Origin of the sequence: Vibrio sp. 10N.261.55.F4 (genome assembly GCF_041470465.1) — a bacterium.
Lineage (GTDB): Bacteria > Pseudomonadota > Gammaproteobacteria > Enterobacterales > Vibrionaceae > Vibrio > Vibrio crassostreae_C.
Window position 1 is genome coordinate 1 of record NZ_JBFRMM010000043.1, and the last position, 23,865, is coordinate 23,865.

At 45.2% G+C, this 23,865-nt stretch carries 19 protein-coding genes; 13 read left to right on the forward strand and 6 right to left on the reverse strand.

Features of this window, described 5'->3' with window-relative positions; translation table 11 throughout:
• Positions 1–250 precede the first annotated feature (250 nt).
• The 8 genes from secE to rpoC all read left to right on the forward strand — a co-directional run bounded on the left by secE (position 251) and on the right by rpoC (position 12,271).
• Positions 251–628: a preprotein translocase subunit SecE gene (gene secE, locus AB4249_RS19570; protein ID WP_010435558.1), complete on the forward strand. Its 378-nt coding sequence runs from the start codon at positions 251–253 to the stop codon at positions 626–628.
• 13 nt (positions 629–641) lie between these two features.
• Positions 642–1,190, forward strand: coding sequence for a transcription termination/antitermination protein NusG (nusG, locus tag AB4249_RS19575; RefSeq protein WP_010435556.1), 549 nt, complete (start codon positions 642–644; stop codon positions 1,188–1,190).
• Positions 1,191–1,403: 213 nt separating this feature from the next.
• Positions 1,404–1,832 (forward strand): 50S ribosomal protein L11, encoded by a 429-nt coding sequence (gene rplK / locus AB4249_RS19580; protein ID WP_010435555.1) that lies wholly within the window; start codon positions 1,404–1,406, stop codon positions 1,830–1,832.
• Between the two features lie 4 nt (positions 1,833–1,836).
• Complete coding sequence (rplA, locus tag AB4249_RS19585; protein WP_017060523.1) at positions 1,837–2,541, forward strand: 50S ribosomal protein L1; 705 nt, start codon at positions 1,837–1,839, stop codon at positions 2,539–2,541.
• A gap of 250 nt (positions 2,542–2,791) precedes the next feature.
• On the forward strand, positions 2,792–3,286 hold the full coding sequence (gene rplJ / locus AB4249_RS19590) for a 50S ribosomal protein L10 (RefSeq protein WP_017060524.1): 495 nt from the start codon (positions 2,792–2,794) through the stop codon (positions 3,284–3,286).
• Between the two features lie 57 nt (positions 3,287–3,343).
• Complete coding sequence (gene rplL, locus AB4249_RS19595; protein WP_017060525.1) at positions 3,344–3,712, forward strand: 50S ribosomal protein L7/L12; 369 nt, start codon at positions 3,344–3,346, stop codon at positions 3,710–3,712.
• 235 nt (positions 3,713–3,947) lie between these two features.
• Positions 3,948–7,976: a DNA-directed RNA polymerase subunit beta gene (rpoB, locus tag AB4249_RS19600; protein ID WP_372104500.1), complete on the forward strand. Its 4,029-nt coding sequence runs from the start codon at positions 3,948–3,950 to the stop codon at positions 7,974–7,976.
• A gap of 92 nt (positions 7,977–8,068) precedes the next feature.
• A complete protein-coding gene (rpoC, locus tag AB4249_RS19605) occupies positions 8,069–12,271 on the forward strand; it encodes a DNA-directed RNA polymerase subunit beta' (RefSeq protein ID WP_017060527.1) in 4,203 nt (1,400 codons plus the stop codon).
• 330 nt (positions 12,272–12,601) lie between these two features.
• On the opposite strand, the gene AB4249_RS19610 is transcribed toward rpoC, so the two are convergent.
• On the reverse strand, positions 12,602–13,099 hold the full coding sequence (locus tag AB4249_RS19610) for an Rsd/AlgQ family anti-sigma factor (RefSeq protein ID WP_032546263.1): 498 nt from the start codon (positions 13,097–13,099) through the stop codon (positions 12,602–12,604).
• 165 nt (positions 13,100–13,264) lie between these two features.
• Between AB4249_RS19610 and nudC the strand changes: the two genes are divergently transcribed.
• Entirely contained in the window at positions 13,265–14,074 is an 810-nt protein-coding gene (nudC, locus tag AB4249_RS19615; protein WP_371724702.1) for an NAD(+) diphosphatase, read from the forward strand.
• 299 nt (positions 14,075–14,373) lie between these two features.
• Entirely contained in the window at positions 14,374–15,441 is a 1,068-nt protein-coding gene (gene hemE / locus AB4249_RS19620) for a uroporphyrinogen decarboxylase (RefSeq protein ID WP_017060530.1), read from the forward strand.
• Between the two features lie 103 nt (positions 15,442–15,544).
• On the opposite strand, the gene AB4249_RS19625 is transcribed toward hemE, so the two are convergent.
• On the reverse strand, positions 15,545–16,138 hold the full coding sequence (locus tag AB4249_RS19625; protein WP_017065640.1) for a uracil-DNA glycosylase family protein: 594 nt from the start codon (positions 16,136–16,138) through the stop codon (positions 15,545–15,547).
• Entirely contained in the window at positions 16,138–17,064 is a 927-nt protein-coding gene (locus AB4249_RS19630; RefSeq protein WP_017063654.1) for a D-2-hydroxyacid dehydrogenase, read from the reverse strand. The genes AB4249_RS19625 and AB4249_RS19630 overlap by 1 nt, the downstream gene beginning before the upstream one ends.
• Before the next feature lie 71 nt (positions 17,065–17,135).
• On the opposite strand from AB4249_RS19630, the gene AB4249_RS19635 reads away from it, so the two are divergent.
• The gene (locus tag AB4249_RS19635) at positions 17,136–17,723 is read left to right on the forward strand and encodes a YjaG family protein (protein ID WP_017062699.1); all 588 of its coding nucleotides are present in this window, start codon (positions 17,136–17,138) and stop codon (positions 17,721–17,723) included.
• Between the two features lie 104 nt (positions 17,724–17,827).
• Here AB4249_RS19635 and AB4249_RS19640 read toward each other — a convergent pair whose 3' ends face one another.
• Entirely contained in the window at positions 17,828–18,979 is a 1,152-nt protein-coding gene (locus AB4249_RS19640) for a CNNM domain-containing protein (RefSeq protein ID WP_102333899.1), read from the reverse strand.
• Between the two features lie 270 nt (positions 18,980–19,249).
• Here AB4249_RS19640 and hupA point away from each other — a divergent pair, with 270 nt between their 5' ends.
• Positions 19,250–19,522, forward strand: coding sequence for a nucleoid-associated protein HU-alpha (gene hupA, locus AB4249_RS19645; protein ID WP_004729753.1), 273 nt, complete (start codon positions 19,250–19,252; stop codon positions 19,520–19,522).
• Between the two features lie 47 nt (positions 19,523–19,569).
• On the forward strand, positions 19,570–20,268 hold the full coding sequence (locus AB4249_RS19650) for a DUF1481 domain-containing protein (protein WP_017063655.1): 699 nt from the start codon (positions 19,570–19,572) through the stop codon (positions 20,266–20,268).
• Positions 20,269–20,449: 181 nt separating this feature from the next.
• Here the strand turns inward: AB4249_RS19650 and purD are convergent, their stop codons facing one another.
• Together purD and purH are read right to left on the reverse strand one after the other, a co-directional pair.
• Complete coding sequence (gene purD / locus AB4249_RS19655; protein ID WP_017062702.1) at positions 20,450–21,739, reverse strand: phosphoribosylamine--glycine ligase; 1,290 nt, start codon at positions 21,737–21,739, stop codon at positions 20,450–20,452.
• A 214-nt stretch (positions 21,740–21,953) separates the two neighbouring features.
• Complete coding sequence (gene purH, locus AB4249_RS19660) at positions 21,954–23,561, reverse strand: bifunctional phosphoribosylaminoimidazolecarboxamide formyltransferase/IMP cyclohydrolase (RefSeq protein ID WP_065584281.1); 1,608 nt, start codon at positions 23,559–23,561, stop codon at positions 21,954–21,956.
• Positions 23,562–23,865 lie beyond the last annotated feature (304 nt).

Genomic DNA, 23,865 nt, shown 5'->3' on the forward strand with positions numbered 1-23,865 from the left:
GGTGTTGTAGCTAAAATCTTTGCATAAGATTTGACGAACCACTAGTAAAAAGGGCATCATTTGATGCCCTTTTTCTGCGCTAAAAAAAGAGTTGGATGTTTTGACATCGATTTTTGCTCTTAGCAAAGAATTAAACGGTCTTTTTGACTAAAATGACTGTTAGATGTGTTGTTTTGCAACGCAAAGGAATGTGCCCTGCAACAGCGGGGTTATTGTCGTCTATATTTAAGACTTATCACAGGTTGGTTTTATGAAAGCAAACGCTGAAACTCCTGATAGCTCAGGTGCAGCAGATACAATGAAGTGGATTGTCGCTTTTGTTCTGTTGGCTGCTGCTGTTGTGGGTAATTACCTGTATGGTGAATTGTCTGTTGTAATTCGCGCTGCAGGTGTAGTTGTGCTGATTGCTGCCGCACTAGGCGTTGCAGCAACAACAACTAAAGGTAAAGCTGCGATCGATTTTGCAAAAGAATCTCGTATGGAGATTCGTAAAGTTGTTTGGCCTACTCGCCAAGAAACTATGCAAACTACATTGATCGTTTTAGCTGTATGTATTGTTATGTCTCTAGTGCTTTGGGGAATTGACGGCATTATGGTCCGTCTAGTTTCTCTAGCAACTGGGGTGTAGAGGGTTCTGATTCATGAGTGAAGCTCCAAAAAAACGTTGGTATGTAGTTCAAGCCTTTTCTGGCTTTGAAGGTCGTGTTGCACAGTCGCTACGCGAGCATATTAAAATGCACAACATGGAAGAACTATTTGGCGATGTGCTAGTACCTACTGAAGAAGTAGTGGAAATGCGTGCAGGCCAACGCCGTAAAAGTGAACGTAAATTCTTCCCTGGCTACGTATTAGTTCAAATGATCATGAATGATGAATCATGGCACTTAGTACGCAGCATTCCGCGTGTTATGGGCTTCATTGGTGGTACCTCTGATCGTCCTGCACCAATCACTGATAAAGAAGCTGATGCTATCTTGAACCGTCTAGAGAAAGCGAGCGAGTCTCCACGTCCTAAGACAATGTTCGAAGCGGGTGAAGTGGTTCGTGTGAACGATGGTCCATTTGCTGACTTCAACGGTACTGTTGAAGAAGTAGATTACGAGAAAAGCCGCATTAAGGTATCTGTATCGATCTTTGGTCGTGCAACACCGGTTGAGCTTGAATTTGGTCAGGTTGAAAAACTGGACTAAAACTCTAAGTTTTGAACAAGCTGTGGATAAATACTTCATAAGTTGTTCAAAATAAAAGAGTATAAAAAATCACCTTTTTAGGGTTGTTAAAGGCGCGAATTATGATTATAATTTCGCGCCTTTTTGCTTCTGTGGAAGTGAAAAAGAGTTAATTGAATTTATGGGGAGCTCGCCTTGCGGCTAGCGCATGTACCCAAAATATTAGGAAATATCATGGCTAAGAAAGTTGAAGCTTATATCAAACTGCAAGTTGCAGCTGGTATGGCAAACCCAAGTCCACCGGTTGGTCCTGCTCTAGGTCAACACGGCGTGAACATCATGGAATTCTGTAAAGCGTTCAACGCAAAAACAGAATCTGTTGAGAAAGGTCTACCTACTCCAGTAGTTATTACTGTTTACAACGACCGTTCTTTCACGTTCGTAACTAAGACTCCACCTGCTGCTGTTCTTCTTAAGAAAGCTGCTGGCGTTAAGTCTGGTTCAGGTCGTCCAAACACTGAGAAAGTTGGTACTGTTACTGACGCTCAAGTTCAGGAAATCGCAGAAACTAAAGCTGCTGATATGACTGGTGCTGACATCGAAGCAATGAAACGTTCTATTGCTGGTACTGCTCGTTCAATGGGCCTAGTGGTAGAGGGATAAGATCATGGCTAAACTTACTAAGCGTATGCGCGTAATCCGCGACAAAGTTGACTCAACTAAAGAATACGAAATCAGCGAAGCTGTTGCTCTTCTTAAAGAACTAGCGACTGCTAAATTCGTTGAGTCTGTAGATGTTGCTGTTAACCTAGGCATCGATGCTCGTAAATCTGACCAAAACGTTCGTGGCGCAACAGTGCTACCTCACGGTACTGGCCGTGACATCCGCGTTGCTGTTTTCACTCAAGGTGCAAACGCAGAAGCTGCTAAAGCTGCTGGCGCAGATATCGTTGGTATGGAAGATCTTGCTGAGCAAGTGAAAAAAGGCGAAATGAACTTCGACGTAGTTGTTGCTTCTCCAGATGCAATGCGTGTTGTTGGTCAACTAGGTACAATCCTAGGTCCACGTGGCCTTATGCCAAACCCTAAAGTTGGTACTGTAACTCCTAACGTTGCTGAAGCGGTTAAGAACGCTAAAGCTGGTCAGGTTCGTTACCGTAACGACAAGAACGGCATCATCCACACTACTATCGGTAAAGCATCTTTCGAAGCTAGCCAGCTTCAAGAGAACCTAGAAGCACTTCTAGTTGCTCTTAAGAAAGCTAAGCCTTCTTCAGCTAAGGGTTCTTACCTGAAGAAAGTAAGCATCTCTACTACGATGGGTGCTGGTGTTGCTGTTGATCAAGCTAGTCTTGATACTCAAGCAAACTAATTTGCTTAGGCGCAGATTTAGTGTATACTTCTGCGCCTAATATTTGTGGTTGGGTGGTTTTAAAGCAATTTGAAATCATCTATCCCAAGACCGTAGGCGCTGTCGATTTTCATTAGATTATTGATAGCTTAATAAAACCTACGTAGGCGATGTTGTGGTTTGAAGTGGATTTATTCATTTTTAAATAACATCGTAAACGCTCAATACATTTTGTATTGGGTGCTGTAATCACAACCAGAGGTTAATCCAAATGGCTTTAAATCTTCAAGACAAAAAAGCAATTGTTGCTGAAGTCAACGAAGCTGCCAGTGGTGCACTTTCTGCAGTTGTAGCTGATTCTCGTGGCGTTGAAGTTGGCGCAATGACTTCTCTACGTAAACAAGCTCGCGAAGCGGGTGTTTACATGAAAGTTGTTCGTAACACACTAGCACGCCGTGCGGTTCAGGGTACAGACTACGAGTGTCTAGTAGACACTTTCACTGGTCCAACTCTGATCGCGTTCTCTAACGAGCACCCAGGTGCTGCAGCGCGTCTTTTCAAAGACTTCGCTAAAGAGAACAAAGATTTCGAGATCAAAGCTGCTGCATTTGAAGGCGCAGTTACTGATGCTGAAGTACTAGCGACACTACCAACTTACGACGAAGCTATCGCACGCCTAATGATGTGCATGAAAGAAGCTTCTGCTGGCAAGCTGGTTCGTACTATCGCTGCACTACGTGACCAAAAAGAAGAAGCAGCGGCTTAAGCCTTGCTTTTCACTGGTTGCAAATTAAACTTATTGTTGACTTAAAAGAGAATTGTTATGTCTATTACTAACGAGCAAATCCTAGACGCAGTTGCAGAAATGTCTGTAATGCAAGTTGTTGAGCTTATCGAAGCTATGGAAGAGAAATTCGGCGTTTCAGCTGCAGCTGCAGTTGTAGCTGGTGGCGCAGCTGGCGGCGACGCTGCTGCTGAGCAAACTGAATTCGACGTAATCCTAACTGCTGCTGGCGCTAACAAAGTACAAGTTATCAAAGCTGTACGTGGCGCAACTGGCCTAGGTCTTAAAGAAGCTAAAGGTCTTGTAGACTCAGCTCCTGCAGCGCTTAAAGAAGGCGTTGACAAAGCTGAAGCTGAAGCTCTTAAAGCACAGCTAGAAGAAGCTGGCGCTTCTGTTGAAATCAAGTAATTATTACTTAATTTCATAGCCGCAAGGCTAATGGCTGGTGGTTTATTAACCACCGGCCTTTTTGCGCTGTAGGGCTATGACGAAATTTCCGCTGTTTAACCGTCATAATCCGAGCAAAAAAACAGTCATTTTTTCGAAATGATTGTTCACTACCACTAAACAGCTGTTTGTCACCACCCCCTCTGAAGAGTGTTTTGGGTGGTTTGGGTCACTTATCAGCGAGCTGAGGAACCCCATGGTTTACTCTTATACCGAGAAAAAGCGCATCCGTAAGGATTTTGGTACTCGTCCACAAGTTTTGGACATTCCATACCTGTTATCGATCCAGCTTGATTCTTTCGACAAATTCATCGAACAGGATCCAGAAGGTCAATACGGTCTTGAAGCTGCTTTCCGTTCTGTATTTCCAATTCAGAGCTACAACGGCAATTCTGAGCTGCAATACGTTAGCTACCGTCTTGGTGAGCCAGTTTTTGACGTTAAAGAATGTCAAATCCGCGGTGTTACTTACTCAAAGCCACTACGCGTAAAACTACGTCTAGTTATCTTTGATCGAGATGCACCAGCAGGTACTGTAAAAGACATTAAAGAACAAGAAGTCTACATGGGCGAAATTCCGCTTATGACAGACAATGGTACTTTCGTAATTAATGGTACCGAGAGGGTTATCGTATCCCAGCTGCACCGAAGCCCAGGCGTGTTCTTCGACAGTGATAAGGGTAAGACCCACTCATCAGGTAAAGTTCTTTATAACGCACGTGTAATTCCTTACCGTGGCTCATGGTTAGACTTTGAGTTCGATCCTAAGGATAACTTATTCGTACGTATCGACCGTCGTCGTAAGCTACCAGCATCGATTATTCTTCGTGCACTTGGTAAATCGACTGAAGAAATCCTTGATCTGTTCTTCGACAAAGTGAACTTCGAAGTGAAAGACCAAACTCTTCTTATGGAGTTGGTTCCTGATCGTCTACGTGGTGAAACTGCGTCATTCGACATCGAAGCAAACGGTAAAACTTACGTTGAGACTGGTCGTCGTGTTACTGCTCGCCATATCCGTCAACTTGAAAAAGATGGCGTTGAGCACATCGAAGTACCAGTAGAGTACATCGTTGGTAAAGTTGCATCTAAAGATTACATCAACGAAGCAACTGGCGAGATCATCGTTGGCGCGAACCAAGAGATTAGCCTAGAAGCTCTTGCTAACCTGTCTCAAGCAGGCCACAAGGCTCTACAAACTCTGTTCACGAATGACCTAGATCACGGTCCATTCATGTCAGACACTCTACGTGCAGATAGCACAGTAGATCGCATCTCTGCATTGGTAGAAATCTACCGCATGATGCGTCCTGGCGAGCCACCAACGAAAGAAGCTGCAGAGTCTCTATTCGAAAGCCTATTCTTCTCTGAAGAACGTTACGACCTATCAACTGTAGGCCGTATGAAGTTCAACAGCTCTATCGAGCGTGAAGAAGAAGAAGAGCGCGGTACTCTGGATGAATCAGACATCATCGAAGTGATGAAGAAACTGATTGGTATCCGTAACGGTATTGGTGAAGTGGACGATATCGACCACCTTGGCAACCGTCGTATCCGTTCTGTAGGTGAAATGGCAGAAAACCAATTCCGTGTTGGTCTAGTTCGTGTAGAACGTGCCGTTAAAGAGCGCCTAAGCCTTGGTGACCTTGATGCAATCATGCCTCAAGATCTTATCAACGCTAAGCCGATCTCTGCTGCAGTTAAAGAATTCTTTGGCTCTTCACAGCTTTCACAGTTCATGGACCAAAACAACCCATTGTCAGAAGTTACGCACAAACGTCGTATCTCTGCTTTAGGTCCTGGTGGTCTTACTCGTGAGCGCGCAGGCTTCGAAGTACGTGACGTTCACGTAACTCACTACGGTCGTCTATGTCCGATCGAAACGCCTGAAGGTCCAAACATCGGTCTAATTAACTCACTATCTGCGTTTGCACGTTGTAACGATTACGGTTTCCTAGAAACTCCGTACCGTCGTGTAGTAGATGGTGTAGTAACAGAAGAAGTTGATTACCTGTCTGCAATCCAGGAAGGTCAATTCGTAATCGCGCAAGCAAACACCATTCTTACTGAAGAAGGTACGTTTGCAGATGAGCTAATCACAGCTCGTCAAAAAGGTGAATCTGGTCTTCACTCACGCGATCACGTTGACTACATGGACGTTGCGACAAACCAAGTAGTATCTATCGCTGCTTCGCTTATCCCGTTCCTAGAACACGATGATGCGAACCGTGCATTGATGGGTGCCAACATGCAACGTCAAGCTGTACCAACACTTAAGGCTGATAAGCCTCTAGTAGGTACTGGTATCGAACGTAACATCGCAGTTGACTCTGGTGTTACAGCGGTTGCTAAACGTGGTGGTCAAGTTCAGTCTGTAGACGCTTCTCGTATCGTAGTTAAGGTTAACGAAGATGAATTGGTACCTGGCGAAGCTGGTATCGATATCTACAACCTAACTAAGTACACGCGTTCGAACCAAAACACATGTATTAACCAACGTCCAACTGTACTTCCTGGTGAACCAGTTGCACGTGGCGATGTTCTTGCTGATGGTCCTTCAACAGACCTTGGTGAACTAGCTCTTGGCCAAAACATGCGTATCGCATTCATGCCTTGGAACGGTTACAACTTCGAAGACTCGATCTTAGTATCTGAGCGCGTAGTTCAAGAAGACCGTTTCACGACAATCCACATCCAAGAACTATCTTGTGTGGCTCGTGATACTAAGCTGGGTTCTGAAGAGATCACAGCTGATATTCCAAACGTAGGTGAGTCTGCTCTGTCTAAACTAGACGAGTCAGGTATCGTTTACATTGGTGCTGAAGTTAAGGGTGGCGACATCCTAGTTGGTAAAGTAACCCCTAAAGGTGAAACTCAACTGACTCCTGAAGAGAAGCTGCTACGTGCTATCTTCGGTGAGAAAGCATCTGATGTTAAAGATACTTCTCTACGTGTACCAAATTCTGTTTCGGGTACTATCATCGATGTACAAGTCTTCACTCGCGATGGCGTAGAGAAAGACAAGCGTGCACTTGAAATCGAACAGATGCAGCTTAAAGAAGCTAAGAAAGACCTAACTGAAGAGTTCCAAATTCTTGAGGGTGGCCTTCTTAACCGTGTTAAAGCTGTACTTCTGTCTGGTGGTTACTCTGAAGCTAAGCTTGATACTATCGGTCGTAAGCAATGGCTAGAGCAAGTTCTAGAAGACGATGCGCTACAAACACAGCTTGAGCAACTTGCTGAGCAGTGGGATGAGCTAAAAGCAGACTTCGATAAGAAGTTTGAAACTAAGCGTCGTAAAATCACTCAAGGTGATGATCTAGCGCCTGGCGTTCTTAAGATTGTTAAAGTTTACCTAGCGGTTAAACGTCGTATCCAGCCTGGTGATAAGATGGCCGGTCGTCACGGTAACAAAGGTGTAATCTCTAAGATTAACCCTGTTGAAGACATGCCATACGATGAGAAAGGTCAGCCTGTAGACATCGTACTTAACCCGCTGGGTGTACCATCGCGTATGAACATCGGTCAGATCCTAGAAGTTCACTTAGGTTTGGCTGCGAAAGGTATCGGTGACAAGATCAACCAAATGGTTAAGGAACAACAAGAACTGCATAAGTTCCGTGAGTTCCTACAGAAGGTTTACGATCTTGGTGATACTCGTCAGAAAGTTGATATTGCTGAACTGTCTGATGATCAAGTTCGTACACTGATCAAGAACCTACGTGGCGGTCTACCGATTGCTACTCCTGTGTTCGACGGTGCTTCTGAGTCTCTAATCAAAGAACTACTTAAACTGGGTGATCTGCCAGAATCTGGTCAGCTTAAACTGTTTGATGGTCGTACTGGTGATTCGTTTGAGCGTCCTGTAACTGTTGGTTACATGTACATGCTGAAACTGAACCACTTGGTTGATGACAAGATGCATGCTCGTTCAACTGGTTCTTACAGCCTAGTAACTCAGCAACCACTTGGTGGTAAAGCTCAGTTCGGTGGTCAGCGTTTTGGTGAGATGGAAGTATGGGCACTAGAAGCATACGGTGCTGCATATACTCTACAAGAAATGCTAACAGTTAAGTCAGATGACGTTAACGGCCGTACTAAGATGTATAAGAACATCGTAGACGGTAACCATAGCATGGAACCTGGTATGCCTGAGTCGTTCAACGTACTGTTGAAAGAGATTCGCTCGCTAGGTATCAACATCGAGCTAGAAGACGAAGAGTAATCCCTCCTTCTTTTTAAAAGAAGATAGGATTATTTGGTAAAAGGGAGCTTGCTACAGCAGTGAGCTCCTTTAACTCCTTACAGGAGCTGAATGTGAAAGACTTATTAAACTTTCTAAAAGCACAGCATAAGACCGAAGAATTTGATGCAATCAAAATCGGTCTATCTTCACCAGACATGATCCGTTCATGGTCTTTTGGTGAAGTTAAAAAGCCGGAAACAATTAACTATCGTACGTTCAAACCTGAACGTGATGGTCTGTTCTGTGCACGTATTTTTGGTCCAGTTAAAGACTACGAATGTCTTTGTGGCAAATACAAGCGCCTGAAGCACCGTGGTGTTATCTGTGAGAAGTGTGGCGTTGAAGTTACACAAACTAAAGTTCGTCGTGACCGCATGGGCCACATCGAGCTAGCTTCACCAGTTGCTCACATCTGGTTCCTAAAATCACTGCCGTCTCGTATCGGTCTACTAATGGATATCCCTCTACGTGATATCGAACGTGTTCTTTACTTCGAGATGTACGTAGTAACTGAACCAGGTATGACTGATCTAGAAAAATCTCAGATGCTTACTGAAGAAGAGTATCTGGATCGTCTAGAAGAGTGGGGTGACGAATTTACTGCTAAGATGGGTGCTGAAGCGATCAAAGATCTGCTTGCAACAATGGACCTTCATCAAGAAGTGGAAGAAATGCGCGAAGAGTTAGAAACGACTAACTCAGAAACTAAGCGTAAAAAAGTTACTAAGCGCCTGAAGCTAGTTGAAGCGTTCATTGCATCGGGTAACGATCCGCAATGGATGATTCTGACTGTACTTCCGGTTCTGCCGCCAGATCTACGTCCTCTAGTACCACTAGATGGCGGTCGTTTTGCGACTTCAGATCTGAACGACCTTTACCGTCGTGTGATCAACCGTAACAACCGTTTGAAGCGCCTTCTAGAGCTAGCGGCTCCAGACATCATCGTACGTAACGAAAAGCGTATGCTGCAAGAGTCTGTTGATGCACTTCTAGATAACGGTCGTCGTGGTCGTGCTATCACTGGTTCTAACAAGCGTCCTCTGAAATCTCTTGCTGATATGATCAAGGGTAAACAAGGTCGTTTCCGTCAGAACCTTCTAGGTAAACGTGTAGACTACTCTGGCCGTTCTGTAATCACAGTAGGTCCATACCTTCGTCTACATCAGTGTGGTCTTCCTAAGAAGATGGCACTTGAGCTATTTAAGCCGTTCATCTACAGCAAGCTAGAAACTCGTGGCATGGCTACGACAATCAAAGCTGCTAAGAAGATGGTAGAGCGCGAAGAAGCTATCGTTTGGGATATCCTGGACGAAGTAATCCGCGAACACCCAGTACTGCTTAACCGTGCACCTACACTTCACCGTCTAGGTATCCAAGCGTTTGAACCAGTACTAATCGAAGGTAAAGCGATTCAGCTTCACCCACTAGTGTGTGCGGCATACAACGCCGACTTCGATGGTGACCAAATGGCGGTACACGTGCCTCTAACTCTAGAAGCACAGCTTGAAGCACGTACACTGATGATGTCGACGAATAACATTCTGTCGCCAGCGTCAGGTGATCCGATCATCGTACCTTCTCAGGACGTTGTATTGGGTCTTTACTACATGACACGTGACAAGATCAACGTGAAAGGCGAAGGTATGTACCTTGCTGGCCCTGCTGAGGCTGAAAAGGCATACCGTACTAAGACTGCTGAGCTACACGCTCGCGTTAAAGTACGTATCACCGAAACTGTAGTAGACGAAGATGGTAACAGCACTACTGAAACGAAGATGGTTGATACAACTGTCGGCCGTGCAATGCTATGGCAAATCGTTCCAGCTGGCCTACCGTACAGCATCGTTAACCAAAAGTTAGGTAAGAAGCAGATCTCTACTCTTCTTAACGAGTGTTACCGTAAGCTTGGTCTAAAAGATACAGTAGTATTTGCTGACCAAATCATGTACGCAGGTTTTGCATACGCTGCACTTTCTGGTGTTTCTGTAGGTATCGACGATATGGTTGTACCTCAAGCGAAATACGATGAAATTGAATCTGCTGAAGAAGAAGTTCGCGAAATCCAAGAGCAATTCCAATCTGGTCTTGTTACTGCGGGTGAGCGTTACAACAAAGTTATCGATATCTGGGCATCTACGAATGACCGCGTTGCGAAAGCAATGATGGATAACCTATCTTCTGAAACAGTTATCAACCGTGACGGCGAAGAAGAACAGCAAGAATCGTTCAACAGCATCTACATGATGGCCGACTCGGGCGCACGTGGTTCTGCAGCTCAGATTCGTCAGCTAGCAGGTATGCGTGGTCTGATGGCGCGTCCAGATGGTTCAATCATCGAAACGCCGATCACAGCGAACTTTAAAGAAGGTCTAAACGTCCTTCAGTACTTTATCTCAACGCACGGTGCTCGTAAGGGTCTTGCGGATACAGCACTGAAAACAGCAAACTCGGGTTACCTAACTCGTCGTCTAGTAGACGTTGCTCAAGACGTTGTAGTACACGAACATGACTGTGGCACGCATGAAGGTATCGACATGATGCCTCACATCGAAGGTGGTGACGTTAAAGTTGCACTTTCTGAGCTTGCTCTAGGTCGTGTAGTAGCTGAAGACGTTCTTAAGCCTGGTACTGAAGATGTACTGATTCCACGTAATACTCTGATTGATGAGAAGTGGTGTCAAATCATGGAAGACAACTCAGTAGATAGCATGAAAGTGCGCTCTGTTGTTACCTGTGATGCAGACTTCGGTTGTTGTGCACAGTGTTACGGTCGTGACCTAGCACGTGGTCACCTAGTGAACCAAGGTGAAGCAGTTGGTGTTATCGCTGCACAATCTATCGGTGAACCGGGTACACAGCTAACGATGCGTACGTTCCACATCGGTGGTGCGGCATCTACTGCAGCAGCAGAGAACAGCATCCAAGCTAAGACAACTGGTACTGTGAAACTTCACAATGCTAAGTTCGTAGTTAACAAAGATAAGAAACTGGTTATCACTTCTCGTGCATCTGAGATGACGATTATTGATGAATTCGGCCGTACTAAAGAGAAGCACAAACTTCCTTACGGTTCGATGCTAACCAAAGGCGACAACGCAGCAGTTACTGCTGGTGAAGTTGTAGCTAACTGGGAAGCGCATACCATGCCAATCATCACTGAAGTGGCAGGTCGTATCCAATTCGTAGATATGATCGATGGTATTACAGTTTCTCGTCAAACTGACGATCTAACGGGTCTTTCTTCAAGTGAAGTTACAGACGCAGCAGCTCGCCCAGCAGCAGGTAAAGATATGCGTCCAGCTATCAAACTTGTTGATGAGCAAGGTAACGACGTAATGATCCCTGGTACTGATATGCCAGCTCACTACTTCCTACCTGGCAAAGCGATTGTAAACATCGAAGATGGCGCTGAAGTTGGCATCGGTGACACACTATCTCGTATCCCTCAAAAATCGAGCGGAAACAAAGATATCACCGGTGGTCTACCACGCGTAGCTGACCTATTCGAAGCTCGTAAGCCTAAAGAGCCTGCGATCCTTGCTGAGCACACAGGTACTGTGTCTTTCGGTAAAGAAACGAAAGGTAAGCGTCGTCTAGTAATCACTCGTGAAGGCGGTGACGCTTACGAAGAGATGATTCCTAAGCATCGTCAATTGAACGTGTTCGAAGGTGAGAAGATTGAACGTGGTGATGTAATCGCCGACGGTCCTGAAACTCCACACGATATCCTGCGTCTACGTGGTATCCACGCAGTAACTCAGTACATCGCGAACGAAGTTCAAGAAGTTTACCGCTTACAAGGCGTAAAGATTAACGATAAGCACATCGAGACTATCGTTCGTCAAATGCTACGTAAGTGTACAATCACTCATTCTGGTGACTCTCCGTTCCTACCTGGCGAACAAGTTGAGTACCACAATGTTAAGATTGCTAACCGTAAGCTAGAAGCTGAAGGTAAAGAACTAGTACGTTTCGAACGTGATCTACTAGGTATTACTAAAGCATCTCTTGCAACTGAGTCATTCATCTCAGCTGCATCGTTCCAAGAAACGACTCGCGTACTAACAGAAGCTGCGGTTTCTGGTAAGCGTGATGACCTTCGCGGTCTGAAAGAGAACGTAATTGTTGGTCGTCTGATCCCAGCTGGTACTGGTTTCGCATACCACCAAGAGCGTCAAAAACAACGTGAAGAAGAGCAAGAAGGTCCTTCAGCTGAACAAGCTACTGACAATCTAGCAGCACTTCTAAACGCTGGTTTCTCTTCAGAAGAGTAAGCTCTACGAGTAGTCTCTAAGAGATAAGAAAAAGGCACCTTCGGGTGCCTTTTTTGTATCTGGCGTATTGGTATTTAGCTATGACTTATAAAGTGATAGGTGTGCTTATCTAGCTGGTGAGGTTGGATTTATGTCCTGAAGAGTGCTCTTTGAGGCCAGTAAGATAAAGGGTAGAGATGACTAGGCTGATTAGGGCTGTAACCATATGCTTATGGCTAAAGGTCAGGGCGAGCGAGTAAGCTCTGTCTGAAAGGTTCTGGGTAGTTTGGATAACCTTACAGACAAAACAAAAAGCTTGCACAGAGGCAAGCTTATTAAGGATTCGGCTAACTAAGCGCCTGGTGGAATCGCTAAACTGTCTGCAATAAGCTGGATAAGATTATCTTCTACTTCAAAACGTAGTTCGAGTAGTTCACCTACTTTGGACATATCTCCTTCGAAGTTAGGCAACTCATCGTCTGCATTTACTTTAACGTACTTATCATTGAATTCTAGAAGCGGCTCGGTTGTAAGTACGATCTTCGCGTAAGTTGTATCAATCTCGTCATTGGTTTTAAAGCCTGTTGCTTGCCATTTTTTCATGACCATATCGTAGATCTTAAAATGACCCTCTGAGATATAATCGACAACATGATCACAGAATGAGCTTATTTCTTTAGGGGAAGGGAGTTCAACAACGTTTGATTGCCCGTTGCTAGCTGGCTGCAAGGCACCTAGCTTACAATATTCAACGATTAGAGACTGTCGAGTTTCGAGCCAATGATCGATGACCTCATTAGAGCCACCCCATTGTTCTTGTATTTGTTTGAATTTATTTAGCATGACCATGTCCTCATGATCTGATCACAACCTTGTGATCAAGTAATTGCCTAAGCAGGGTCCGTTTTATTGGTAGCTACTAAAAGTAATAGCTTGAAATATTCTCTGCTACAACTCTAGTATGAAATTAGATTGCCAGTAAAATGAACGAACTGCAAGCAATGAGGCATAGGGATGTTTAAAAAAAGTGATAACAAAATGACAGAGCAAGCTTATTGGTGCGTCGTTTCTGGTAGTGATATTTGGGTTAATAATGATCAGTTTCCGTTTGGCTCTGCTGAAGAGCTTGGGCTGAGTGTGGAGCATGCAATCTGTATTGGTCAGCATCAAGGTCGCAAGGTGTATTGGCTCAACGATTGTGATGTGGAGAATGAGCTGAGCATGGTCAGCCTAAGAGAGTTACTGCACTGGCCTGAAGTGAGTTTCTTGACTGCAAGCAAAGCCATCCAATATGGGCATATGACTCAAAGTATGCGTTTTTGCCCTCAGTGTGGTGGTCGAAATCATCTCAACCATAACCAGGTGGCGATGCAGTGTGGAGATTGCCGCACACTTCATTATCCTCGTATCTTCCCGTGCATCATTGTCGCTGTACGAAACGACAACAAGATATTGCTTGCGCAGCACCCAAGACATAAGACAGGTATGTATACCGTGATAGCGGGCTTCCTAGAGGTCGGAGAGACCTTAGAGCAGTGTGTGGCAAGAGAAGTCAAAGAAGAAACGGGTATCGATGTCGATAATATTCGTTATTTTGGCAGCCAGCCATGGGCGTTTCCATCGAGTATGATGATGGGCTTTCTCGCAGATTATGCTGGTGGTACGCTCAAGCCTGACTACAGCGAGCTATCGGATGCTCAATGGTTTGACGTAACAAGCCTGCCTGATGTTGCTCCTGTTGGAACCATTGCGAGACAGTTGATTGAGAAAACCGTTGATGACGTGATGAAAGATGGTGTGACTGAGCAGATACTAGAGCACTAATTTGCCTGTGATAGTATTTGGCCTATGGGTGATCAAAAGCTAAAAAAAACCCTCCACAAGTGGAGGGGGTAAGTAAGATGTCGTTATGAGATGCTGAGTAGTGACTACTCAGATGTTATAATTGTAATTTTCGCTAGCGAACAAATTTTTAACATGCTCCCGTAATTGGGTGCAAATTAAGCATTGATTTAAAAGTTAATAACTTGATCTAGGTTGCAAAGCACACAGCTTTTACCCTTCAATCAGTGTTAGAATACTTGCCATCAAAACTAGACAAGATTGAATTGGAATTTAACGGAATGACCGAATTAAAAAACGATCGCTATTTACGCGCACTTTTAAAACAGCCTGTTGATTACACACCGGTATGGATGATGCGCCAAGCTGGCCGCTATCTTCCTGAATACAAAGCAACGCGCGCTGAAGCGGGCGATTTCATGTCTTTGTGCAAAAACGCGGAACTGGCATCAGAAGTAACACTTCAACCTTTACGTCGTTTCCCGCTTGATGCGGCAATCTTGTTCTCAGACATACTAACTATCCCTGATGCAATGGGCTTAGGTTTGTACTTTGAAACAGGTGAAGGTCCTAAGTTTGAGCGTCCTATCACGTGTAAAGCTGACGTAGAGAAGATTGGCCTACCTGATCCAGAAGGCGAGCTTCAATACGTAATGAATGCGGTTCGTCAGATCCGTAAAGACCTGAAAGGCGAAGTGCCACTGATTGGTTTCTCTGGTAGCCCATGGACTCTAGCGACATACATGGTTGAAGGTGGAAGCTCTAAAGCATTCACTAAGATCAAGAAGATGATGTACGCAGAACCACAAACGCTGCACCTGCTTCTAGACAAGCTGGCTGACAGTGTTATCGAATACTTGAACGCGCAAATTAAAGCGGGTGCTCAATCGGTAATGGTATTTGATACATGGGGTGGTGTACTGACTCCTCGTGATTACAACCTATTCTCACTGCAATACATGCACAAAATCGTTGATGGCCTAATCCGTGAAAACGAAGGTCGTCGAGTACCGGTTACTCTGTTCACTAAGAACGGTGGCATGTGGCTTGAGTCTATCGCAGCAACAGGTTGTGATGCGGTTGGTCTAGACTGGACAATCAACATCGCAGATGCAAAAGCTCGCATCGGCGACAAAGTTGCTCTGCAAGGTAACATGGATCCTTCAATGCTTTACGCTCAGCCTGAACGTATTCGCGAAGAAGTGGGCAGCATCCTTGAAGGCTTCGGCGACGGTGGTACAGGTCATGTATTTAACCTAGGCCACGGTATCCACTTAGATGTACCGCCAGAGAACGCTGGTGTATTCGTTGACGCTGTTCACGAATTGTCTAAGCCTTACCACAAGTAATTCTGAGTAAGATTATTGAAAGCGCTGTTGGGAAACCAACAGCGCTTTTTTATTGCCTGAAATTGGCATTTGATGGCGGTTTAATCTTGTTGTGTGCAGTTAATTAGGTATTTGGATCATGGTAGGCCAAATGCTCAGAGATGTGTTTCCTGATATAAGGAATGACTTCACTTTCAAACCAAGGGTTCTTCTTGAGCCAGATATTATTGCGTGGCGAAGGGTGGGGTAATGGCAAAAACTCAGGCGCCCACCTTTGCCAATCACGCACGGTTTCGGTCAATGTGCTGGTGGTCTTGTTTGTTAGGTAATGGTTTTGTGCGTACTGGCCAATCAGCAGTGTCATTTGAATATTGGGTAGAGATTGCAGCACTTTGTTATGCCAAAGCTCCGCGCACTCTTTGCGTGGTGGAAGATCACCACTTTTCCCTTTCCCCGGATAACAAAACCCCATAGGCACAATCGCGACTTTTTGCTCGTCGTAAAAAGTATCGCTATCTATCCCTAACCATCCTCTTAATCGTTCGCCACTCGCGTCATTCCAAGGGATCGACGACTCATGCACCTTGATACCCGGCGCTTGACCTATGATCAGCAAGCGCGCGTTTGGATGCGCTTGAATCACCGGGTTAGCACCGTGTGATAGGTGAGGCTCACAAGCTCGGCATTGTCGAATCTCTTTAAGTAACGAAGAGGACATCAGTAACCTTTATCAAAATCGATGACATGATTAAGTGTAAAGCCATCTCGCCACTGTTTGTAATTCTCTGCGAAGATCTCGACTACTTGTCTTGGCTCACTGAGTGCAGCGATGTGTGGAGTGATGGTGACTTGCGGTAGTTTCCAGAAAGGATGTTCCTGAGAGAGGGGTTCACTTTCAAACACATCTAAAAATGCGTGTTCTACCCATCTGTTTTTTATGGCGAGCAACAAGGCTTTATTGTCGATGCTTTCCCCTCGACCGACATTAAACAGCAACACATTAGAGCAGTAACCTAACGTGGTTTGGTTCAACAGCTGATAGGTTTCAGCGGTTGATGGCAAGGTGTTGACCACAATATCGGCCTGCTTAAGGGCAGCCTCTATCTCATTGATGTGGAAAGTCTCTTTAAAGGTTTCTTGTTTGGATGGGATGCCGGTACGGTTGACACCTATGGTATGAATACCAAAAGCCGCCGCGGTTTTTGCCAAATGACTGCCGATTGAACCTGTTCCTAAAATCACCATAGTTTTGTCAGTTAGGCTAGTATAAAGCTGTGGCTGCCAGTTTCGTTGTTGTTGATGCTGGTGGTAATGAGGGAAGTGTCTACAGTGACTGATTGTGTAACCCAATACGTATTCTGCGATAGCCGGACCAAAGATGCCTTTGACGTTGGTTAGCGTATAGTCCTGACGCAGATCTGGCTGAGTGAGTTTATTGATTCCGGCATAGGTACTCTGTACCCAGTCTAGCTCTTTAAACTCGCCGAGGCGCTCTGCGATTAGAGGTGGTGACGCCAAGACAATCTGTGCTGATTTGGGGTTTTGAGTGATTTCTAGGTCGGGTAAATCCTGGTTTAGAATCAGTTGCGTATAGGTATCGTCATGCTCAGTAAGAATATAGAGCTTATTCGTAAAATTGTTCATCGGCTTACCTTTTCCCCCCAGGGTTTATCAAGTACACTTTCGCTGTCTTTTTCTGCAATTATTGAGTGACTATGCTTCAGAATCCACTGCAGGTTCGTCTTGAAAAGTTAGAACCTTGGCAACAAATTACCTTTATGGCGTGTCTATGTGAGCGTATGTACCCTAACTATGCCATGTTTTGTGAGAATACAGAATTTGCGGAAGCTCGAATCTATCGTGATGTTTTGGATAGCATTTGGGAAATCCTGACGGTTAAAACAGCAAAGGTGAACTTTGAGCGTCAACTTGAGAAGGTTGAAGAGCTATTCCCTAGCGGTGATGATTTTGATTTTTATGGTGTTTACCCAGCAATGGACGCATGCCAAGGCCTAGCAACGCTAATTCATGGTCTGCTTGACCGTGAACATATGTTGGAAGCGGTAATTAAAGTGAGTCAACAATCGGTGAAGACGGTTGCTGAGCTTGAGTTTGCTCAAGGCGCTGAAGAAGTGACGAACGAAAACCAGAAAGAAAACGAAGCGGTGTGTGAAGAGTGGGACGTTCAGTGGGCCATTTTCCGACCTCTACGTGAAACGACTGAGCGTGACTTAGAGCTGATCAAAGACCTACGCCACGAACTGCGTGAAGACCCAGTCAGTAACATTGGTGTTGCGCTATAATTCGCAATTGCACCAAGGTACGAATAAAAACAAAGACTCCCTAGGGAGCCTTTGTTGTATCTGACGGTATCAAATTGAGATTAAGCGTCTTTTTTGTCTTCGTTCTACACTTTGTCTTTTGATGCCTTATCTTTTGATGCGTCGTCGTCATTCGTTGATTTTGCATCTGAAGAGTCGTTGTCTGCTGGAGTTTCTTCCTCGTCCTCGTCATCGCGGTTTTCGATAACACCGTGTGTCTCTTTCCACTTCTCCCAGCGTTGGAACGCCAGTTCTTGCATGTCAGTCGTCTTATCCGCTTCGTCGACAATCTCTTCGCCCACTAGGTGCTCAAAGATGTCTTCTAGGGTGATGATGCCCTGAATAGTGCCGTATTCGTCCACAACTAAAGACAGTTGCAGGCGGTTTGCCATCATCTGGTCAAAGGCCTTAGCCAAGCCCATGTTGTTCAGCAACACGTGGATAGGGCGCATTACTTCACCCAAAGCTTTCTCACCACAACCGGCTTGCTGCAATCTAAACAGCTCTAAGCGGTGAACAAAACCGATGATGTTGTCACTCTGCTCGCTGTAAACCAGCGGACGTGAGAATGGCGTGTCTTTATGTTGTTCTAGGAACGTATTCACACTCATTTCCGCATCAACACGGAATACCACTGGGCGCGGCGTCATTACCTGAGTCACGGGTACATCTTGAATACCCAGTAGGTTGCTCAGGATTTTTGACTCGCCTTCTGCAAATTCACCGCTCTCTTTTGCCAAAATCGCCATTGCAGATAACTCATCACGCATTTTTGGTGCTTGGTGGCCACGAGCAAGACGTTTGGTGATCTGTTCTGAGAACCATACAAACGGTGTTAGGAATAACACCATCCAACGAAGCACGCTTGCCGAAGCAGGAGCAAGTTGACGCCAGTAGGTTGCACCAATGGTTTTTGGAACAATCTCAGATAATACCAAGATACCTAGCGTTAGCACGGCAGAGAAGACACCTAACCATTGGCTACCAAAAACGACAGCCGCTTGTGCACCTGCTGTCGCAGCACCGATAGTATGGGCGATGGTGTTGAGCGTTAAAATTGACGCAAGCGGGCGGTCAATATCTGTTTTCAGTTTGTCTAAAGACTCTGCTGCAGGGTGCCCATTTTGTTTTAGTTGAGCAATGTAGCTCGGACTAATACTCAAAAGTACAGCTTCCAAAACAGAACAAATGAAAGAAACTCCAATAGCAATGGAGACGTAAATAGATAGCAGCAGCATGTTTGCCCTTAAATTAAATTGTACGCTTTAGCAGCGATTCAGCGTGGATTATAGTGAAAAAGTAGTGGCTAGGTCATCATTAATTTTGCTCTCAGCCCCTTTTAAACAAGGGCTTGCTTAATAAAATCAGTAACAAATTGTGAGTTATTACTCATATTATGGCTAAAACTACGGCATTAGAGCTAAAGATCGACGACAAACCTTTGCCAGATGGGGCATTTATGTTTTAGAGTGAATTGAATTCAAAAATACAAAGAAGGGAAACCTAAAATGAACAAGACTCAATTAATCGACTTTATTGCTGAAAAAGCGGACCTTTCTAAAGCACAAGCTAAAGCTGCTCTAGAAGCGACTCTTGGCGGTGTTACAGATGCTCTTAAAGATGGCGATCAAGTTCAGCTAATTGGTTTTGGTACTTTTAAAGTAAACCACCGTGCAGCTCGCACTGGTCGTAACCCAAAAACTGGTGATGAGATCCAAATCGCTGCTGCAAATGTTCCAGCATTTGTTGCAGGTAAAGCGCTGAAAGATTCAGTGAAATAATCTAAACTGTACCGAGGTAGTCGTATTCCACCTCGGTACAGGTTTTTATGAAAAAAGCATTTCTTCTCGTTTCACTATTATCTACATTTCTTATTGGCTGTTCTTCAACAAGCCCTCGCAAAAACCTAGAGCAATTTGAAACTCACACTGGCGGCCAAGTCATGGGCGACGCGACGAGTTTCTACTGGGTTACAAACAAGCTAACACAACCTCATACTTCAGCTGACTACGTCACTGTCGGCGATTACGGCTGGTACCAAACTGATTATGCTTGGTCAGAAGGCGTGCTTCGTGAATTCATTCGTGAAGGCGAGCAGCGTAACTCTTCTAATGAGCTGGTTCCCTATCGAGTCCATGTGCGTTTCAATAAGTCAGGCGAAGCTGTGTATCAACAGTATCGTATTGATAGCAAAATCTTACCTATCCAAGCCAAGCAGCTTGAAAACTATCAGAAAGAAGCGACGTCGGTTCTAGAGACCACAACGAAGCAGCATGATGAAGGGCTTAGGCTGATTCAGGGTTACTGGAATGGCAGCTCTTTTAAAACGTGCGCTGGTGGTGAGTTTGATCGCATTGAATTTAACCAGACCTTGCCAGGCTTCGTGATTGACCGATTGGCGTCTGTGGAAAGCTATGCGGCGTTTCTTGGCAGTGATTCACTGGGTAAGATGAGCGTGGAAGAGTTACTGATGCTGGCTGAAGACAGCCATGATTGTGTCGTTAGGCCATCATTGTTGAAAGAATAGCGAGTAATCAAAGGATTGAGAGTATTTGGCCTACTGTAGGCCAAGTGCCTATTTGTCTGTACAAATACAGATTCTTGTGTAAATGAGATAATAAAAGGCGCCTATTGAGGCGCCTTTTTCTGTTATTCACTTGCTGTCATTTGCTTACTGTTATTGGAAAGTAAGCGAGCAACAAGATTGTTTACTGCTCTTGTTCGCGCGCAATCGCACGGTAACCAATATCATTGCGGTGGAACATACCATTCCAGCTAACTTGCTTCGTCAACGCGTAAGCGCGCTCTTGAGCCTCAGAAACCGTATTGCCCAGTGCTGTTGCACAAAGTACACGACCGCCGTTTGTCACAACGTCGCCAGCTTCATTATTTGTCGTACCCGCGTGGAAAACCTTTTGGCCTTCAACTTCGCTTGTTGGTAGTGAAATAACGTCACCTTTTGCGTAGTCAGCAGGGTAACCGCCAGCCGCAAGAACAACACCGATAGAAGCGCGTGGATCCCACTTCGATTCTGCTTCGTCGAGCTTCTCGTCGATAGCCATTAGGCAAAGTTCAACAAGGTCTGACTCCATACGCATCATGATAGGTTGCGTTTCAGGGTCGCCAAAGCGGCAGTTGTATTCGATAACTTTAGGTGTGCCGTCAGCATCGATCATTAGGCCAGCGTAAAGGAAACCTGTGTAAGGTGCGCCTTCTGCGTCCATACCACGTACCGTTGGGTAGATAACTTCCTCAAGGATACGGTTGTGGATTTCTGGAGTTACAACCGGCGCAGGAGAGTAAGCACCCATGCCGCCCGTGTTTGGCCCAGTGTCTTTGTCGCCAACACGTTTGTGATCTTGGCTGGTGGCCATAGGAAGCACGCTAGAGCCGTCAACCATTACGATGAAGCTTGCTTCTTCGCCTTCGAGGAACTCTTCGATAACAACGCGGCTGCCTGCTTCGCCAAAGGCGTTGCCCGCTAGCATGTCTTTGATTGCGTCTTCTGCTTCTTCAAGGGTCATCGCAACGATAACGCCTTTACCTGCCGCAAGACCGTCAGCTTTCACTACGATAGGAGCGCCTTGCTCGCGAACGTAAGCGATAGCTGGCTCAATCTCAGTGAAGTTTGAGTAGTAACCTGTTGGGATATCATGACGAGCTAGGAAGTCTTTAGTGAATGCTTTAGAGCCTTCAAGCTGTGCTGCAGCTTGAGTAGGGCCGAAGATTGGCAAACCTACTTCGCGGAATGCATCAACCACACCGATAACCAATGGTGCTTCAGGGCCCACGATAGTCAGTTCGATTTTTTTATCTTGAGCAAACGCGACTAAACCAGCGATGTCTTCAACGCCGATGTTTACGTTCTCTAGTTTTGGCTCAAGTGCAGTACCTGCGTTACCTGGAGCGATGAATACTGTTTCAACGTTTGGGTTTTGTGCTGCTTTCCAACCCAAAGCATGTTCTCTACCGCCAGCACCAATAATTAATACATTCATTTTATTTTACCTTTGATAGCTTCATCAGATTACCTATTTCGGCGTCAAACATGCTCACTTATAGTCATAAGCTCCGCGTGTTTTCCTTGAACTAGGCAATCTGATTTTGCTCTAAAAATTAAAATTTCTATTAACGTTGATGAGTAAAACGCCAACATTAATGAACGGTTAAACGAATAAAAAAGGCTCTAGGAAAACCTAGAGCCTATTCTGATTAGTGGCGGAAGTGACGCATGCCTGTGAATATCATCGCCATGCCGTGCTCGTCTGCAGCTGCGATAACTTCGTCATCACGCATAGAGCCGCCCGGTTGGATAACACACTTGATGCCAGCCTCTGCAGCCGCGTCGATACCGTCACGGAATGGGAAGAATGCATCTGATGCCATCACACAGCCTTCAACCTGTAGACCTTCGTCTGCAGCTTTGATGCCTGCGATTTTCGCAGAGTAAACGCGGCTCATTTGGCCAGCGCCAACACCAATTGTCATGTCGCCTTTCGAGTAAACGATAGCGTTAGATTTAACGTATTTCGCTACTTTCCAGCAGAATAGAGCATCTTTCAATTCTTCAGCTGTAGGTTGGCGCTTAGAAACCACTTTAAGGTCATCTTCAGACACCATGCCTTGGTCGCGGTCTTGAACTAGCAAACCACCGTTAACGCGTTTAACGTCAAAGCCAGTTGTCTTCGTTGTCCACTCACCACACTCAAGTAGGCGAAGGTTTTTCTTAGCCGCTACGATTGCTACTGCTTCAGCAGAAACTGATGGTGCAATGATAACTTCAACGAATTGACGCTCAGTGATAGCCGTTGCTGTTGCAGCGTCTAGCTCACGGTTGAAAGCGATGATGCCGCCAAATGCAGAAGTTGGGTCTGTTTTGAATGCACGGTCGTAAGCTTCTAGGATGTCTTCACCTAGTGCAACACCACATGGGTTAGCGTGCTTAACGATCACACATGCTGGCTGGTCGAACTCTTTCACACACTCAAGTGCTGCGTCGGTGTCAGCGATGTTGTTGTAAGAAAGGGCTTTACCTTGAATCTGGCGAGCTGTAGAAACTGATGCTTCTTCAGGGTTTGCTTCAACGTAGAATGCGGCTGCCTGGTGGCTGTTCTCACCGTAGCGCATGTCTTGCTTTTTCTCGAACTGTTGGTTGAACGTGCGAGGGAATTTGCTCTTGTTTTCAGGAGAAGGTTCGTCACCTTCTTTGTTCTCACCGTAAGATGGAACCATAGTGCCGAAGTAGTTTGCGATCATGCCGTCGTAAGAAGCGGTGTGCTCGAATGCTGCGATAGCGAGGTCGAAGCGAGTCTCTAGTGTTAGAGATTTATCGTTCGCGTCCATTTCAGCGACAACGCGCTCGTAGTCGTGTGCGTTAACAACGATCGTTACGTCTTTGTGGTTTTTCGCTGCAGAGCGAACCATTGTAGGGCCGCCGATGTCGATGTTCTCAACAGCATCAGCAAGGGTACAACCTTCTTTAGCAACGGTTTCTGCGAATGGGTATAGGTTTACAACAACCATATCGATAGGGTTGATACCGTGAGTTTCCATCACGTCATCATCTTGGCCACGACGGCCTAGAACACCACCATGAACTTTTGGGTGCAGAGTCTTAACACGGCCATCCATCATTTCTGGGAAACCAGTGTAGTCAGATACTTCTGTAACAGAGATGCCTTTTTCAGCAAGCAGGCGAGCAGTGCCACCGGTAGATAGGATATCTACACCACGGTTAGCAAGAGCTTGTGCAAATTCAACGATACCAGTTTTGTCTGATACGCTGATTAGAGCGCGGCGAATTGGACGAGCGTTATTCATGCTTCCATCTTCCTCAAATTCATGGGGTTAAAATAAAGATATTTGCCAAAAAAGAACTTGTTTCTATCTTCTTAGCGTGGATTATCTTAGATACCAGTAAGAGATAAAATATTGGCCAGTTTTGGTAAAGACCTTTTGGGTTAGTCTTATGATTAAGCTATAAGATAACCAACTCCAAATTTGATGGCGCAGATTCTAACTAATTTATTACAAAAAAGCTCGCGCAATCGTTTGGCATCTCAAAATTAATTATGAAAAGTGCCATTTTAGCCTGAAAAGTAACGATAAGGTTAATTGTGGAATG

Coding starts and splice junctions, on each gene's coding strand:
- rplK (WP_010435555.1), top strand. CDS start 1,404: ATGGCTAAGAAAGTTGAAGCTTATATCAAACTGCAAGTTGCAGCTGGT.
- hupA (WP_004729753.1), top strand. CDS start 19,250: ATGAACAAGACTCAATTAATCGACTTTATTGCTGAAAAAGCGGACCTT.
- purH (WP_065584281.1), bottom strand. CDS start 23,561: ATGAATAACGCTCGTCCAATTCGCCGCGCTCTAATCAGCGTATCAGAC.
- rplJ (WP_017060524.1), top strand. CDS start 2,792: ATGGCTTTAAATCTTCAAGACAAAAAAGCAATTGTTGCTGAAGTCAAC.
- secE (WP_010435558.1), top strand. CDS start 251: ATGAAAGCAAACGCTGAAACTCCTGATAGCTCAGGTGCAGCAGATACA.
- nusG (WP_010435556.1), top strand. CDS start 642: ATGAGTGAAGCTCCAAAAAAACGTTGGTATGTAGTTCAAGCCTTTTCT.
- AB4249_RS19650 (WP_017063655.1), top strand. CDS start 19,570: ATGAAAAAAGCATTTCTTCTCGTTTCACTATTATCTACATTTCTTATT.
- rpoB (WP_372104500.1), top strand. CDS start 3,948: ATGGTTTACTCTTATACCGAGAAAAAGCGCATCCGTAAGGATTTTGGT.
- hemE (WP_017060530.1), top strand. CDS start 14,374: ATGACCGAATTAAAAAACGATCGCTATTTACGCGCACTTTTAAAACAG.
- nudC (WP_371724702.1), top strand. CDS start 13,265: ATGTTTAAAAAAAGTGATAACAAAATGACAGAGCAAGCTTATTGGTGC.
- AB4249_RS19635 (WP_017062699.1), top strand. CDS start 17,136: ATGCTTCAGAATCCACTGCAGGTTCGTCTTGAAAAGTTAGAACCTTGG.
- AB4249_RS19630 (WP_017063654.1), bottom strand. CDS start 17,064: ATGAACAATTTTACGAATAAGCTCTATATTCTTACTGAGCATGACGAT.
- AB4249_RS19640 (WP_102333899.1), bottom strand. CDS start 18,979: ATGCTGCTGCTATCTATTTACGTCTCCATTGCTATTGGAGTTTCTTTC.
- rplL (WP_017060525.1), top strand. CDS start 3,344: ATGTCTATTACTAACGAGCAAATCCTAGACGCAGTTGCAGAAATGTCT.
- rplA (WP_017060523.1), top strand. CDS start 1,837: ATGGCTAAACTTACTAAGCGTATGCGCGTAATCCGCGACAAAGTTGAC.
- AB4249_RS19610 (WP_032546263.1), bottom strand. CDS start 13,099: ATGGTCATGCTAAATAAATTCAAACAAATACAAGAACAATGGGGTGGC.
- purD (WP_017062702.1), bottom strand. CDS start 21,739: ATGAATGTATTAATTATTGGTGCTGGCGGTAGAGAACATGCTTTGGGT.
- AB4249_RS19625 (WP_017065640.1), bottom strand. CDS start 16,138: ATGTCCTCTTCGTTACTTAAAGAGATTCGACAATGCCGAGCTTGTGAG.